Source organism: Brevibacterium sp. UBA7493 (genome assembly GCF_002479565.1).
Classification (GTDB): Bacteria; Actinomycetota; Actinomycetes; order Actinomycetales; family Brevibacteriaceae; genus Brevibacterium; species Brevibacterium luteolum.
The window spans coordinates 217,693-232,150 of record NZ_DLOD01000003.1 but is presented as its reverse complement, the minus strand read 5'-3'; the positions used below and the strand labels follow the sequence as shown (position 1 = coordinate 232,150).

Genomic DNA, 14,458 nt, shown 5'->3' with positions numbered 1-14,458 from the left:
CGTTTTCGCATCCGTCAGCAGACGGCCATCTCAGCGCGCTTGGCTCACACGTCCTCGAAGCCGAACGCAGCGAGGATGTCAGCGATGCCCTGCGCACGATCGCGCAGATGCAGACGCAGCACCGGCCGGCCGCGATCGGTGAGCACATCGGCATCACCGGCGGCCTGCGCGGCCTGCAGCTGACCGAAGCTGTACGATTCGCCCGGAATCAGCACATCAGCCCGTGGGCTGCCGGTGATCTGCAGGAACACACCGTTGGGGCGTCCGCCCTTGTGGTACTGGCCCGTCGAGTGCAGATAGCGCGGCCCGTAGCCGAAGGTCGTCTGCAGTCCGGTGCGCAGCGCGGCCGCCTGCCGGATGAGCTCGGCACGCCGGTCGCTGATCCGGTCGAGGAAGGCCTGGACTGCCAGGTATCCGTATTCGTCAGCTGCGGCCGCCAGGGCGCGCAGCGCCTCTTCGAGCGTGTCGACACCCTCGAGCAGGTGCGGTGAGCTGTAGACCTCGACGGAGCCGACAGTGAACAGCGGCTCTTCGCTGTCGATCGGCGAATCGGATTCCAGCAGTGCGCGTGCACTGGCCTTCGCCGCCTCGACATCGGGCTGGTCGAAGGGATTGATGCCGATGCTGTAGCCGGTGATGGCGGTGGTGTACTCCCACAGCAGGAACTGCGCCCCCAGCGGATAGTCGACCGCACAGGCGAAGCCCGACGGGGGAGTGGCCTCACCGGTGACTTCACCGACGAACAGCAGCATCGCATCAGCCCGCGCGTCGGAGAAGCCGGGTGCGTCCGGTCCTTCGACGACGACCGGGAGGATGCCCTCGCCGTCCTTGCCGGTCGATTCGGCCAGCAGCTGCTCCAGCCAGGCGCCCAGACCAACGATCGAGGAGGTGGTGCGGGCGATGACGAGCTTGTCGGTCTCCCGGGCGTGGGCAACACCGAGGAACGCGCCGAGCTGGACGGCAGGGTTGTCCGGTGAGTCGTGTTCAAGCTGCGGGGCGATCTCGCGCGCCTCAGCGAGCAGTCCGGCGATGTCGGCGCCGGCCAGGCCGGCCGGCACGAGGCCGAAGGCACTGAGAGCGGAGAACCGGCCGCCGACGCGCGGATCAGCGTAGAAGACCTTGCGGTAGCCTTCCTGCTCGGCCAGCTGCGCCAGCGGCGATCCGGGATCGGTGACGACGACCATGCGGTAGGCGGCTGGAATGCCGGCGGCCTCGAACGCCTCGGCGAAGGCACGGCGCTGCGCCTCGGTCTCGATCGTCGAGCCTGACTTCGATGCCACGACGACAACACTGCGCTGCAGGTCCGTGCCGATGGCTTCGGCGATCTGGCCGGGATCGGTGGTATCGACGACTTCGAGGAACACACCCGCGGTGGCGCAGATGACCTCAGGGGCCAGCGATGAGCCGCCCATGCCGCAGAGGGTGACATGGTCGATGCCCTCGGCGGCGAGCTCGGCGCGCAGCTTCTCGATCTCGTCGAGCAGCTCGACTGACGATTCCGGCAGGCCCACCCAGCCCAGCCGCTTGGAGGCCTCCGCCTCGGCGGCGTCGCCCCACAGCGTGGGATCACCGGAGGCGATGCGCGAGGCGGCGCGGGCGGTGACGAGATCGCGGACCTCGTCCTCGAATTCGGCGGGGGAGGGATAGCCGAATGACAGTGTCATGACTGTGCTCCTTCAAGCTGCTGGGTGACGGTCTCGACGAGTTCTGCCCAGCTGGCGTCGAACTTCTCCAGGCCCTCTCGCTCGAGGACGTCCATCACCTCGGCGTAGTCGATGCCCATGATCGCCAGCGTGTCGAAGAGCTCATCGGCCTCGGTGTGCCGATCGACGACCGTGTCGCCGTGCAGCTCACCATGGTCGGCGAAGGCCTCCAGGGTCTTCTCCGGCATCGTGTTGACCACACCCTCGGTGACGAGCTCGCTGACATAGAGCGTGTCAGGGTAGGCAGGATCCTTGGTGCCCGTCGACGCCCACAGCGGCCGCTGGCGGTGCGCACCGGCAGCCTCGAGGACGTCCCAGCGCTCACTGTCGAACAGCTGCGTGCAGATCTCGTAGGCCAGGCGGCAGTTCGCGATGCCGGCCTTGCCCTTGAGGCTCAGCGCCTTCTCCGAGCCGATGGCATCGAGGCGCTTGTCGATCTCCGAATCGACGCGGGAGACGAAGATCGAGGCGACCGAGTGGATGCGGGAGATGTCGCGGCCGGCCTCGCGGGCGCGTTCGAGACCGCTGATGAACGCCTCGACGACCTTCCGGTAGCGGTCGAGAGCGAAGATGAGGGTGACGTTGACGCTGATGCCCTCACCGAGGGTGCGGGCGATGGCGAGCATGCCCTCCTCAGTGGCGGGGATCTTGATGAGGATGTTCGGCCGGTCGATCATCTCCCACAGCTTGCGCGCACACTCGACGGTCCCCTCGGTGTCGTGCGCGAGATGGGGAGGCACCTCGATCGACACCCGTCCGTCGACGCCGCCGGAGGCCCGGTAGATCGGTGCGAGGATGTCGGCGGCTTGCGCAACGTCGTGACAGGTGAGCGCATCGATGGCGTCGTCGACACTGGCACCGGAGGCAGCAAGCTCGCGGACCTGCGCATCGTAGGCCTCGCCGTCGGCCAGCGCGGCGGCGAAGATCGTCGGGTTCGTCGTCACACCGACGACGCTCCTGTCGACGATGAGCGAGCCGAGCGACCCGGAGGTGATCCGGCCGCGGGACAGGTCGTCGAGCCACACCGAGACCCCGGCGCGGCTGAGCTGGGCGAGTCGATCAGTCATCATCGTCCTTCCACTGCTGAGATGCTGTCTTCTGCTGCTGCGACGACGGCTTCGGCGGTGATGCCAAACTCCTCGTACAGGCGCTTGTAGTCAGCCGAGGCGCCGAAGTGCTCCAGCGAGACAGCCCGGCCGTAGGTGCCGAGGAACTGGTGCCAGCTCTGGGCGGTACCGGCCTCGACGCTGACCCGCGCGTGGACCTCTGCCGGCAGCACCGAGTTGCGGTAGGTCTCGTCCTGGGCGGCGAACCATTCGAAGCACGGCATCGAGACGACGCGCACGGCGCGGCCCTGCTCGGCCAGCGTCTCGGCGGCAGCCAGGGCGATCTCGACCTCCGAGCCGGAGGCGAGCAGGATGACATCCGGGGTGCCGGTGCAGTCCTTGAGGATGTAGCCGCCCTTGGCCGTCTCCGAGGCGGGGGCCAGGGCGGTGCGGTCGAGCACCGGGACGGCCTGGCGGGTGAGGACGAGGCCGGAGGGCCCGTCAGCGCGTTTGAGGATCAGCTTCCACGCCTCGGCGGTCTCGTTGGCATCGGCGGGACGCACGACGTCGAGGCCGGGGATCGCGCGCAGCGAGGACAGGTGCTCGACCGGCTGGTGGGTCGGGCCGTCCTCGCCTAGGCCGATCGAGTCGTGGGTCCACACGAAGATGTTGGGCACCTGCTGCAGTGCGGCCAGGCGGACGGCCGGGCGCTGGTAGTCGGAGAAGACGAGGAAGGTGCCGTTGTACGGGCGGGTCGGGCCGTGCAGGGCGATGCCGTTGCAGATGAGGCCCGCGGCGAACTCGCGGATGCCGAAGTGCAGGTTACGTCCGTAGAGCTCTCCTGAGAACATCTCCGAGCTGCGCTCCGGCGGCAGGAAGGAGGCGGCGTCCTTGATGAGTGTGTTGTTCGAGCCGGCGAGGTCAGCCGAACCGCCCCACAGTTCCGGCAGCGCCTCGGCGATCGCGTTGAGCACCTTGCCGGAGGCCGCACGGGTGGCCACACCCTTGGCATCGGCGTCGAAGACCGGGAACAGCTCATCCAGGTTCTCCGGCAGCTCACCGGAGACCAGCCGGTCGAGCAGAGCGGCGCGATCGGGCTGCTCGCTGCGCCACTGCTCGAAGCGCTTCGACCAATCGGCGTGCGCTTCGGCTCCGCGGTCGCGGACCTGGCGGGCATGGGCGAGGACATCGTCGTCGACGGCGAAGTCGGCCTCTGGGTCGAAGCCGAGGATCTTCTTCGTCGCTGCGATCTCCTCAGCGCCGAGGGCCGCGCCGTGGGAGGCGCCGGTGCCCTGAGCGGTCGGGCTCGGCCAGGCGATGATCGTCGACAGGCGGATGAACGACGGGCGCGGATCGGCCTTGGCGGCCTCGACAGCGGCGTGAAGGGCGTCGATGTCCTCGGTGTAGTCACCGTCGTTCAGGAAGTCGACGTGCTCGACGTGCCAGCCGTAGGCCTCGTAGCGGGCGGAGACGTCCTCGGTGAAGGCGATCGAGGTGTCGTCCTCGATCGAGATGCGGTTGTCGTCCCAGATGACGATGAGGTTGCCGAGGTTCTGGGTGCCGGCCAGGGAGGATGCCTCTGAGGACACGCCCTCCTGCAGGTCGCCGTCACCGGCGATGACGAAGACGCGGTGGTCGAAGACCGACTCACCGGCAGCGGTGTCCGGGTCGAAGAGGCCGCGTTCGCGGCGTGCGGCCATCGCCATGCCGACTGCGGAGGCCAGTCCCGAGCCGAGCGGGCCGGTGGTGATCTCCACACCGTCGGTGTGGCCGACCTCCGGGTGGCCGGGGGTCAGCGAGCCCCACTGGCGCAGCGCCTTGAGATCGTCGAGTTCGAGGCCGTAGCCGCTGAGGTAGAGCTGGACGTACTGGGTGAGGCTGGAGTGACCGGCAGAGAGGACGAAGCGGTCACGGCCGATCCACTGCGGGTCCGCCGGGTCGTGGACCATCGCATGCTGATAGAGGTAGTAGGCGACCGGAGCCAGGCTCATCGCCGTGCCGGGATGACCGTTGCCGGCCTTCTGCACGGCGTCGGCAGCGAGCAGGCGGGCAGTGTGAACTGCAGTGCGGTCCGCAGCGGACCAGGGGAGGGAGCTCATGTGAGTGAATCAATCCTTCTCATCAACGGTAATCCACCACCGACTCTACCCGCCGAGATGAGCTGTGCGGAACCGCGCAGGCCCCCTTTCGGCACCGGCTGACAGATACCTCACACACGGCGCGCGCGTACACCGGCTGACCACGCACGAAGTCTGGCAGCAGGCGGACACGGCGGCAGCAGGCGGAAGTGGAATTTAACTAGACGACGAGTAGAATAATGTCCGTTGACTGACAGCCGCCCAAAGCGCAGCTGAACAGCCTCGCCCCTGTTCGAATGAGGAAGTGACTTGAGCGACGTGACTGCCGACCAGAACCGTGCCGCCCTCTCTGAGGAGAAACCGCTGCAGCGGATCGCCGATGAGACGACGCGTGGGTCGAAGCCCCGCAGCCGGTTCATGGCCTTCGTCGCGCTGACGAAGCCGCGCATCATCGAGTTGCTGCTCGTCACCACCGCCCCGGTGATGTTCCTCGCCGCCCAGGGCCTGCCGAGCCTGTGGCTCGTGCTCACCACCCTCATCGGCGGTTCTGCTGCCGCCGCCTCGGCGAACGTCTTCAACTGCTATCTCGACCGCGACATCGATGCGAAGATGCACCGGACCGAGAACCGCCCGCTCGTCACCGGTGAGGTCTCCGCCCGTGAGGCGCTCGTCTTCGCCTTCGCGCTCGGCATCGGCTCGATCTTCTGGATGGGCGGCTTCACCAACTGGGTCGCCGCCGGCCTGACCGCCACCGCGATCCTGCTCTACGTCGTCTTCTACACGATCATGCTCAAGCGCCACACCACCCAGAACATCGTCTGGGGCGGCGCCGCCGGCTGCATGCCGGTGCTCATCGGCTGGTCGGCTGTCACCGGTTCGGTCAGCTGGGAGCCGTTCATCCTGTTCCTCGTCGTGTTCTTCTGGACGCCGCCGCACTACTGGCCGCTGGCCATCAAGTACAAGGCCGACTACGACGCCGCCGGCGTGCCGATGCTGCCGTCGAAGGTCCCGCCGACGAGCGTGGGCCGGCAGATCATCTGGTACGGCTGGGCAATGGTCGCCGCCAGCCTCGCGCTCATCCCGGTCGCCCCGATGGGCCCGATCTACATCGCCACCGCTGTACTGGCAGGCGCCTGGTTCATGTACCAGTGCTACGCCCTCGTCAAGCGAGCGAAGAAGGGCTTCTCCGGCACCCAGCTGCGCGCCATGAAGGTCTTCCACGGCTCGATCACCTACCTGTCGGTGCTGTTCCTCGCCGTCGCCGTCGACCCGTTCTTCAACCCGTTCTTCGGCTGACGCACCACTCCAGCTCTCATCTCAGGCCCGGCTCCGATGCCGGGCCTGAGTCGTGTCCGGGGGCCGATATACTTCAAGCACCGGCCGCACCGAACCCCGACGCTGCGGCGCAACGAGCACTGGAGAGTCTGTGAGCGAGCACGCTGGTTCCCCTGCCGATGCCGATGTCGCCGAGTCTGACGCCGCCGCTGGCCCCGCCGCCGAGGCGGTGGTTGCCGCTGCAGAGTCCGAACGGGTCAGCGTCGCCACCGAAGAGGAGCTGAAATTCGCCCCGGCTCCCGAGCAGCCGATTCCCGACCTTTCAGGCCTGGCACATGAGGTCGGCGGGGATTCGATGCAGCTCGATGCCGTGTACTTCGATTCCCCGGATTTCCAGCTCTCGCGCGCGAAGCTCACCCTGCGCAGGCGCACCGGCGGCACGGACGCCGGTTGGCATCTCAAGCTGCCGGCCGGCAGCGCCCGCACGGAGATGCACGTCGATCTGTCCGACGGCGATGAGCTTCGCGTGCCTGCCGAACTGCTCGCCGTGGTCCGTGAGGAAGTCGGGCAGGTGCCGCTCATCCCCGTCGCCCTGCTCAGCACCGCCCGCACCACGACGCTGCTGGCCGAACGCGCCGGCGACCCGGCGGTGGCTGAGCTCAGCGACGATCACGTCACCGCTGTGCGCTTCGCCCGCCCGGGCGTGGCCGCAGCCCGGTCTGAGTGGCGCGAACTCGAAGTCGAGCTCGCCGAGGCCGGCACCGGGCAGGCGCTGCTCGACGGGATCGCCGAGGTCTTCACCGCAGCCGCCATCGAACCGGCTGAGGCCCCCTCAAAGCTCACCCGCGCGCTCGGCACAGCGCCCCAGCTGGCAGCCAAGCGGACACTGACCCGCAAGTCACCGCTGGTCGAGACGGTGCTCGCCGCGATGGCCGAGCACATCGGCGTGCTGCAGCACCGCGAGCAGGACGTCGCCGTCGACGCCCCGGATGCCGTGCACAAGGCCCGGGTGGCCTCCCGTCGGCTGCGCAGCATCCTCAAGACCTTCGCCCCGCTCTTCGACGCCAACTCCGTCACCCGGCTGCGCGAGGAGCTCAAATGGTTCGCCACCCGGCTCGGCTACGCCCGCGATGCCGAAGTGCAGCTCGAACGGCTCCCGCGCCTTCTCGACGACCTGCCTGCCGAGGCGATCACCGACGGGGTGGCCGAGCACATGACGCAGATGCTCACCGCCCATCACCGCAAATCGGTCTCCAACGTCAAGCGCACCCTGTCGACAGCGCGCTACCGCAAGCTGCTCGCCTCCCTCCAGCACTGGCTGGAGGACCCGCCGTTCAACCCCGGCTGGGACGCGACCGCACCGACCGGCAAGGCCTATCGGCCGATGCTCGACGAGGCGATCGCCAAGGTGCGCCGACAGCAGCGCAAGGTGCGCTCCACCTCGGGCGCGGAGCAGCTCGTCCACCGGCACGAAGTGCGCAAGAAGGCCAAGGTCGTCCGCTACGTCTGCGAGGCGCTGTCACTGGCACTCGGCACACCTGCCGCCGAGGCAGCCGAGGCGTGGGAGGCGGTCACCGAGCACTACGGTGAGCTCAACGACGCCGCCGTCGCCCGCGAATGGATCCAGCAGCTGGGGAGCCGGGCCGAGGAGGACGGGCATCCGTCATTCACCTATGGGGTGCTGTTCGGCACTCAGCTGCACCACACCGAGGCATCGCTCAAGGACGCCGACCGGGTGCTCAAGAGGGCATTCGAGACGAAGCTGTGAGCGCTGCGTCCCGGTTCTCGGCAGCCGGTGCCGCAGGCTCGGCGTCGCGGAGTGCTGGGCGGCGGTAGAGGGAGTCGACGGCGACTGTTGTGGCGGCGACCATGAAGCACACGCCGAGCAGGTGGGCTGCGACGAGCAGCTCGGGCAGGCCGGTGAAGTACTGGATGTAGCCGATGACGCCCTGGGCGAGTTCGATGACGAGCAGCACCGTGAAGGCCTTGGCCGGGAAGGTCAGGCCCTGGCGACGGGCCATGAGCACGGCTGCGATCGTGGCCGCCACGAGGATCCAGACCGGGATCGCGTGGAGGCGGGAGATGATGACGGTGTCGAAGCCGTTGCGGGCGCTGAGCGCATCGCCGGCATGCGGGCCGGCACCGGTGACGAGCACGCCGAGGATGACGACGAGGGCGGTGAGCCCGCCGATCGCCCAGCCGATCATCCGCAGACCGGGTGTGCCCAGCGGTGTCGCCGGCCGGCCGGCATCACCGGTGCGCCTGAGCAGGAACGCTGAGATCGCCACGGCGATCGCCGAGGGCACGAAGTGGCTGGCGACGATCCACGGATTGAGCTGCATGCGCACGCTGATGCCGCCGACGACCGCCTGCGAGACGACGATGAGGGCAAGAGCGATGACCGACCAGAAGATCTCCGGGCGGGTTCGGCGCATCCGCCACACCGCGATGAGGGTGAAGATGCAGTACAGGCCGAGGAAGATCGCCAGCACCCGGTTGCCGAACTCGATGTAACCGTGGATGCCCATCTCCGGGGTGTTCGTCAGCGAGTCCTCGGTGCAGCGCGGCCACGTCGGGCAGCCGAGCCCGGAGCCGGTGAGCCTGACCGTGCCGCCGGTCATGATGATCCCGGACTGGGCCAGCAGCATGATCCACGCAACGGCGCGGATGAATCGGTTGGGCTGGCGGGGCATGAACCGGGAGGCGAAGCTGGTGCGCTCTGCCGCCGGCTGTGAGGTCGTGGCGGTCATGTGCCGATTATCTCATTTGGCATCGAAGGAGAAGAACCGGACCCCTGTGACAATACCCACGAGTGTCCAGGCGGCCATGACCGCCAGCGCGGTGACGTCGATACCGCTGGTGAGCACGGCCGTGCGCATCGCATCGCCCAGGGCCCCGGAGGGCAGCCAGGACACGATCGCACCCCAGGTGCCGGGGTGAGTGAGCAGCAGCCCGCCGAGTGAGGCCATGAGCACCCACAGCAGGTTCGCCAGCGCCAGAGTCGCCTCCGCGCGGATGGTTCCGGCCATGACGAGTCCCCACACGAGGAACATCGCCGTGCCGAGGAACGCGGTGAGCACAACACCGAGGATGTGCACCCCACCGCTGGCTCCGAGCACGAGTGCGAGCACGGCGATGAGGGCGAACTGGATGACGACGACGCAGCAGGTGGCGATGAACTTCCCGGCGATGAGCCCGCGCACACCCAGGGGAGTGGTCGCCAGCTGCCGCAGCACCCCATAGCGGCGGTCGAAGGCGGTGGCGATCGCCTGCCCGGTGAACGCACTTGAGCCGATCGCCAGGCTCAGCACCCCGGCGGTGGCGACGTCGACAGGCCGGCGGCCGCCCAGGTCGACGCCGAGCGCCTCGAGGATCGAGGTGGTCGCCAGGCCGAAGAAGATGATCGCTGGCAGGATGATCGAGACGAGCAGCTGTTCACCGTTCTGCAGGAACGTGCGGATCTCGAAAACGGCCTGCGCCCGGACCCGCGCGCTGGCCGGTGCCGGGCCCGAGGCGGTCGTCACCGGGCCCGAGGTGGTGGTCTGGGGTGTCGGATCGGTCACCGCAGGCTCCTTCCGGTCAGGTCGAGGAAGACGTCGTTGAGGGTGCGGCCGGTGACGGCGAACTCCTCGCAGGCGACATCGTGGTCTGCCAGCAGCCTGGTGATCGCAGCGAGGTCGGCAGGTGTGATGTCCCCGCGCAGCAGCGTGGTCGCTGTATCCCCGGGAGCCTGGTCGACGGTGCCGTGGGCTGCGAGTCCGCAGCGCACCTCAGCAGGCAGGGGAGTCTCGGTGACGATGCGCAGCATCCGGTTGCCGCCGCCGTTCATGAGCTGACGCGGTGTGCCGGCGGCGATGACGCGGCCGTGGTCGATGATGGTGATCTCATCGGCCAGCTGCTGGGCGTCGTCCATGTCGTGAGTGGTGAGGACGACGCAGGCACCGGCTCGGCGCTGCTCGTCGATGACTTCGTGGACGACGAGCGCGGCCTGCGGGTCGAGGCCGGCGGTCGGCTCGTCGAGGAACAGCAGGCGCGGCCGGCCGATGAGGGCTGCGGCCAGCCCGACGCGCTGGCGCTGCCCTCCGGATAGGCGCCGGATCGACCGGTCGGAAAACGAGGTGATGCCCAGCCGCTCGGCAAGCTCTGTGACGTCGAGAGGGGAGGCGTACAGGCGTGAGAGGTGCGTGAGCACCGCCAGCGGGCGGGCGGCCATCGGCAGGCCGCCGTCTTGGAGCATGACGCCGGTCAGCCCTGCGGTGAAGGTGTGTTCGGCGACGGGATCGCGGCCGAAGATGCGCACCGTGCCGGCACTCGGCCGGTGCAGTCCGACGGCACAGGCGATGGTCGTCGACTTCCCCGCGCCGTTGGGTCCGAGGATCGCGTGGACGGTCCCGGCATCGGCACGCAGGGAGACCTCGTCGACGGCGCGCTGGCCGGTGCGGTAGGAGAAGGCCAGGCCGTCGATGGTGAGCGGCGCAGGCGATGCAGGGGTGTCAGACACGCGTACCATCGTAGCCGTGCCCGCATGCCGGCACTTTAGGGTGCCCTTTGTTTACATGGAACAATTTAGAACACAATACTGTTGTCTAAAGCAGAGTCACTGGTATCGTCGGCGGAAAGCGGGGTGAAACTCATGGCTGCCCAGCATGCTCCACAGCGCAAGTCGCGCACACACGAAGACGTCAAAACCCGGCACCGGGTGCTGGCCGCTGTCCTCGACCAGGGGCCCGTCAGCGCCTCAGCGGTGGCGAAGTCCATGGATCTCACCGCCGCCGCGATCCGCCGGCACCTCGACGCCCTGGCTGATGAGGGCCTCGTCGAGGTCCGCGACCTGGCCGGGACGAAGATCGGCCGTGGCCGGCCGGCACGCCAGTACGTGGTGACCGCCGAAGGCCACGCTGAGATCAGCCACAGCTACGACGACCTCGCCGTCGACGTGCTCGACTTCCTCGCCCGCAAGGACGGCCGTGAGGCAGTCGCCGAGTACGCCGCCGAATACGTCGAAGGGCTGCGGGCGCGTCTGCGCTCGAGGCTGTCGCAGAACGCCGAGACGATTCCCAGCCGCTCCCGCGAACTGGCCCAAGCGCTCTCCGCCGAGGGATTCGCCGCCTCGGCCACCCCGGTGGCCGTCGGCACCCCGCTGGAGGCGATGCAGCTGTGCCAGGGACACTGCCCGATCCAGAACGTCGCCGAGGCCTACCCCGAGTTCTGCGAACAGGAACTCGAGATGTTCTCCGACTACCTCGGGGTCGATGTCCGCCGCCTGTCGACACTGGCCGGTGGCGGCCACGTCTGCACGACCCACATTCCCACCTCTGTCGTCAACCGCCCGTTGATCGACCAGAACGATCGCACACAAGGAGGCTCAAGGTGACTGACACCACCGAGACCAATCCGATTCTTGAGGCCAATCCTGAGCTTCACGACATCGGCAACTACGCCTACGGCTGGCACGATGAGAACGATGCCGGCGCCACCGCCGAACGCGGCCTGAGCGAAGAGGTCGTCCGCCGGATCTCGGCTCTGAAGGAGGAGCCGGAGTGGATGCTCAACCGCCGCCTCAAGGCCCTGCGCCTGTTCGACAAGAAGCCGATGCCGCACTGGGGTGCTGACCTCACCGACATCAACTTCGACGACATCAAGTACTTCGTCCGCTCCACCGAGGGCCAGGTGCAGTCCTGGGAGGACCTCCCCGAGGACATCAAGAACACCTACGACCGCCTCGGCATCCCCGAGGCTGAGAAGCAGCGCCTGGTGGCAGGCGTGGCAGCCCAGTACGAGTCCGAGGTCGTCTACCACAAGATCAACGAGGAGCTGGAGCGCCAGGGCGTCATCTTCCTCGACACCGACACCGGCCTGCGCGAGCACCCGGAGATCTTCGAAGAGTACTTCGGCTCGGTCATCCCGGCCGGTGACAACAAGTTCTCGGCCCTCAACACCGCAGTGTGGTCCGGTGGATCGTTCATCTACGTGCCCAAGGGCGTCCACGTCGAGATCCCGCTGCAGGCCTACTTCCGCATCAACACCGAGAACATGGGCCAGTTCGAGCGCACGCTCATCATCGCCGACGAAGGCTCCTACGTGCACTACGTCGAGGGCTGCACCGCACCGATCTACAAGTCCGACTCGCTGCACTCGGCTGTCGTCGAGATCATCGCGAAGAAGGACGCCCGCGTGCGCTACACGACCATCCAGAACTGGTCGAACAACGTGTACAACCTCGTCACCAAGCGTGCGATCGCCGAAGAGGGCGCGACGATGGAATGGGTTGACGGCAACATCGGCTCGAAGGTCACCATGAAGTACCCGGCGATCTGGCTGACCGGCCAGCACGCCCGCGGTGAGACCCTGTCGGTGGCATTCGCCGGCGGCGGCCAGCACCAGGACACCGGTGCCAAGATGGTCCACGCCGCACCGAACACCCACTCGTCGATCGTGTCGAAGTCCGTGGCCCGCAACGGCGGCCGCGCCGGCTACCGCGGCCTCGTGCACGTCCACCCGAAGGCCAAGGGCTCGTCGAACACCGTGCTGTGCGACGCCCTGCTCGTCGACAACATCTCACGCTCGGACACCTACCCCTACATCGACATCCGCGAAGACGATGTCTCCCTCGGCCACGAGGCCACCGTCTCCAAGGTCAGCGAGGATCAGCTGTTCTACCTCATGAGCCGCGGCCTCGACGAGACCGAGGCGATGGCGATGATCGTGCGCGGCTTCGTCGAGCCGATCGCCCGTGAGCTGCCGATGGAGTACGCCCTCGAGCTCAACCGCCTCATCGAGCTGCAGATGGAGGGCGCGGTCGGCTGATCGAGCCACCGCACCCATCCAGGCACCCACGTCTCACACAGGAGAGAACACTCAATGACACAGACTCTTGAGAACCCGAGCGAGGTCCAGGTTCCGGCGAAATCCCGCAGTGAACGGACCCGCAGCTTCTCAGTCGCCGACTTCCCGCAGATCACCGGACGGGAAGAGGAATGGCGCTTCACCCCGGTGCGCAAGCTCACCGACCTCCTCGACGACGCCGGCACCGGCCAGTCGCTCAACCTCAGCCAGGATCTGCCGGCAGGGGTCACCCAGGAGGTCATCGACCTGGAGGCCGCCCGCATGATGGGCGTGCTCGAGCCTGAGGATCGCCCGGCTGCGATCGCCGCGAACCAGGCACCCGGCGTGCTCCACTACGATCTGCCCGCCGGCGCCGAGCTCGACAAGCCGGTCATCATCCACGCTGACGGCGTGGACGGCCAGACCGTCCACGGCCACGTCGTCGTCACCGTCGGCGCCAACGCCAAGGCCACCATCGTCGTCGAACACGAGGGCAAGGCCCGCTACTCCGAGCTCGTCTCGCTGCTCATCGGTGAGGGTGCAGAGGTCACCTTCGCTTCCATCCAGCTGTGGGAGGACGGATCGGTCCACCTCGGCCAGCACGACGCGCTCGTCGGCAAGGACGCTCAGTTCAAGCACATCGCCATCTCGCTTGGCGGAGACATCGTGCGCCTGAACTCCAACGTCCGCTACGACGGCCCCGGCGGCGAGGCCGAGCTGCTCGGCCTGTACTTCGCCGACGCCGGCCAGCACCTGGAGCACCGCACCTACATCGACCACAACACGCCGAAGGCGACCTCCAACGTGCTGTACAAGGGCGCGCTGCAGGGCATCGACGCACACAGCGTGTGGATCGGCGATGTGCTCATCCGTCCCGAGGCCCTGGGCATCGACACCTACGAGCTCAACCGCAACCTCATCCTCACCGAGGGCGCACGAGCCGATTCGGTGCCGAACCTGGAGATCGAGACCGGTGACATCGAAGGCGCCGGCCACGCATCGTCGACTGGTCGCTTCGATGAGGAGCACCTGTTCTACCTCATGAGCCGCGGCATCCCGGAGACCGTCGCCCGACGCCTGGTGGTGCGTGGCTTCTTCAACGAGGTCATCCAGCAGATCCGCGTGCCCGAGATCGAGGAAGTCCTCACCGAGCAGATCGAGGACGAGCTGTCGCGGAGCATGATGTGAGTCTGCACGAAGCCTGCAAGGCCAGTGCTGTCCCGGCCGGCGAAGCGCTGCGCGTCGTCATCGACGAACGCGAGATCTGCATCGCCCGCACCGAGGACGGCACCGTCCACGCGATCGACGACCTGTGCACCCACGGCGAGGTCTCACTCGCCGAAGGGGAGATCATGGACTGCTCGATCGAGTGCTGGCTGCACGGCTCCGCCTTCTCACTGACCACCGGACAGCCGCTGACCCCGCCGGCCTTCGAACCGGTCGCCGTGTATCCGTGCGAAGAGCGCGACGGCGTCGTCTACGTCGACCTCACCCCGGCAGCGGCCAACTGATCCTCACCGAACGAACAACA

The 14,458-nt window shown here is 67.7% G+C and carries 12 protein-coding genes; 6 read left to right on the top strand and 6 right to left on the bottom strand.

The window, feature by feature from the left end; all coding sequences use genetic code 11:
• Positions 1–44: 44 nt before the first annotated feature.
• Genes B4E96_RS02410 through tkt form a run of 3 tightly spaced genes read right to left on the bottom strand, consistent with a single transcriptional unit; the run spans position 45 to position 4,848 of the window.
• Positions 45–1,664 (bottom strand): glucose-6-phosphate isomerase, encoded by a 1,620-nt coding sequence (locus B4E96_RS02410; RefSeq protein WP_286956272.1) that lies wholly within the window; start codon positions 1,662–1,664, stop codon positions 45–47.
• Positions 1,661–2,770, bottom strand: coding sequence for a transaldolase (gene tal, locus B4E96_RS02405; RefSeq protein ID WP_286956270.1), 1,110 nt, complete (start codon positions 2,768–2,770; stop codon positions 1,661–1,663). Before tal ends, B4E96_RS02410 begins: the two co-directional genes overlap by 4 nt.
• On the bottom strand, positions 2,770–4,848 hold the full coding sequence (tkt, locus tag B4E96_RS02400; protein WP_286956269.1) for a transketolase: 2,079 nt from the start codon (positions 4,846–4,848) through the stop codon (positions 2,770–2,772). Before tkt ends, tal begins: the two co-directional genes overlap by 1 nt.
• Positions 4,849–5,190: 342 nt before the next feature.
• On the opposite strand from tkt, the gene B4E96_RS02395 reads away from it, so the two are divergent.
• Positions 5,191–6,123: a heme o synthase gene (locus tag B4E96_RS02395; RefSeq protein WP_259798859.1), complete on the top strand. Its 933-nt coding sequence runs from the start codon at positions 5,191–5,193 to the stop codon at positions 6,121–6,123.
• 130 nt (positions 6,124–6,253) lie between these two features.
• Positions 6,254–7,870 (top strand): CYTH and CHAD domain-containing protein, encoded by a 1,617-nt coding sequence (locus B4E96_RS02390; protein WP_286956268.1) that lies wholly within the window; start codon positions 6,254–6,256, stop codon positions 7,868–7,870.
• Here B4E96_RS02390 and B4E96_RS02385 read toward each other — a convergent pair.
• The 3 genes from B4E96_RS02385 to B4E96_RS02375 are packed head-to-tail and all read right to left on the bottom strand — an operon-like array spanning position 7,842 to position 10,603.
• A complete protein-coding gene (locus B4E96_RS02385) occupies positions 7,842–8,852 on the bottom strand; it encodes a COX15/CtaA family protein (protein ID WP_259856066.1) in 1,011 nt (336 codons plus the stop codon). The two genes, B4E96_RS02390 and B4E96_RS02385, sit on opposite strands and share 29 nt — an antisense overlap.
• A gap of 12 nt (positions 8,853–8,864) precedes the next feature.
• On the bottom strand, positions 8,865–9,665 hold the full coding sequence (locus tag B4E96_RS02380) for an ABC transporter permease (RefSeq protein ID WP_243743527.1): 801 nt from the start codon (positions 9,663–9,665) through the stop codon (positions 8,865–8,867).
• Positions 9,662–10,603: an ABC transporter ATP-binding protein gene (locus tag B4E96_RS02375; protein WP_257994987.1), complete on the bottom strand. Its 942-nt coding sequence runs from the start codon at positions 10,601–10,603 to the stop codon at positions 9,662–9,664. Before B4E96_RS02375 ends, B4E96_RS02380 begins: the two co-directional genes overlap by 4 nt.
• Positions 10,604–10,735: 132 nt before the next feature.
• Between B4E96_RS02375 and B4E96_RS02370 the strand changes: the two genes are divergently transcribed.
• From B4E96_RS02370 to B4E96_RS02355, 4 genes are read left to right on the top strand one after another with little or no spacing between them, the layout of a single operon-like run.
• On the top strand, positions 10,736–11,476 hold the full coding sequence (locus tag B4E96_RS02370) for a helix-turn-helix transcriptional regulator (protein ID WP_102160720.1): 741 nt from the start codon (positions 10,736–10,738) through the stop codon (positions 11,474–11,476).
• Positions 11,473–12,909 (top strand): Fe-S cluster assembly protein SufB, encoded by a 1,437-nt coding sequence (gene sufB / locus B4E96_RS02365; protein ID WP_102160206.1) that lies wholly within the window; start codon positions 11,473–11,475, stop codon positions 12,907–12,909. The genes B4E96_RS02370 and sufB overlap by 4 nt, the downstream gene beginning before the upstream one ends.
• Before the next feature lie 54 nt (positions 12,910–12,963).
• Entirely contained in the window at positions 12,964–14,115 is a 1,152-nt protein-coding gene (gene sufD / locus B4E96_RS02360) for a Fe-S cluster assembly protein SufD (RefSeq protein WP_286956267.1), read from the top strand.
• On the top strand, positions 14,112–14,438 hold the full coding sequence (locus B4E96_RS02355; RefSeq protein WP_102160202.1) for a non-heme iron oxygenase ferredoxin subunit: 327 nt from the start codon (positions 14,112–14,114) through the stop codon (positions 14,436–14,438). The genes sufD and B4E96_RS02355 overlap by 4 nt, the downstream gene beginning before the upstream one ends.
• Positions 14,439–14,458: the final 20 nt, after the last annotated feature.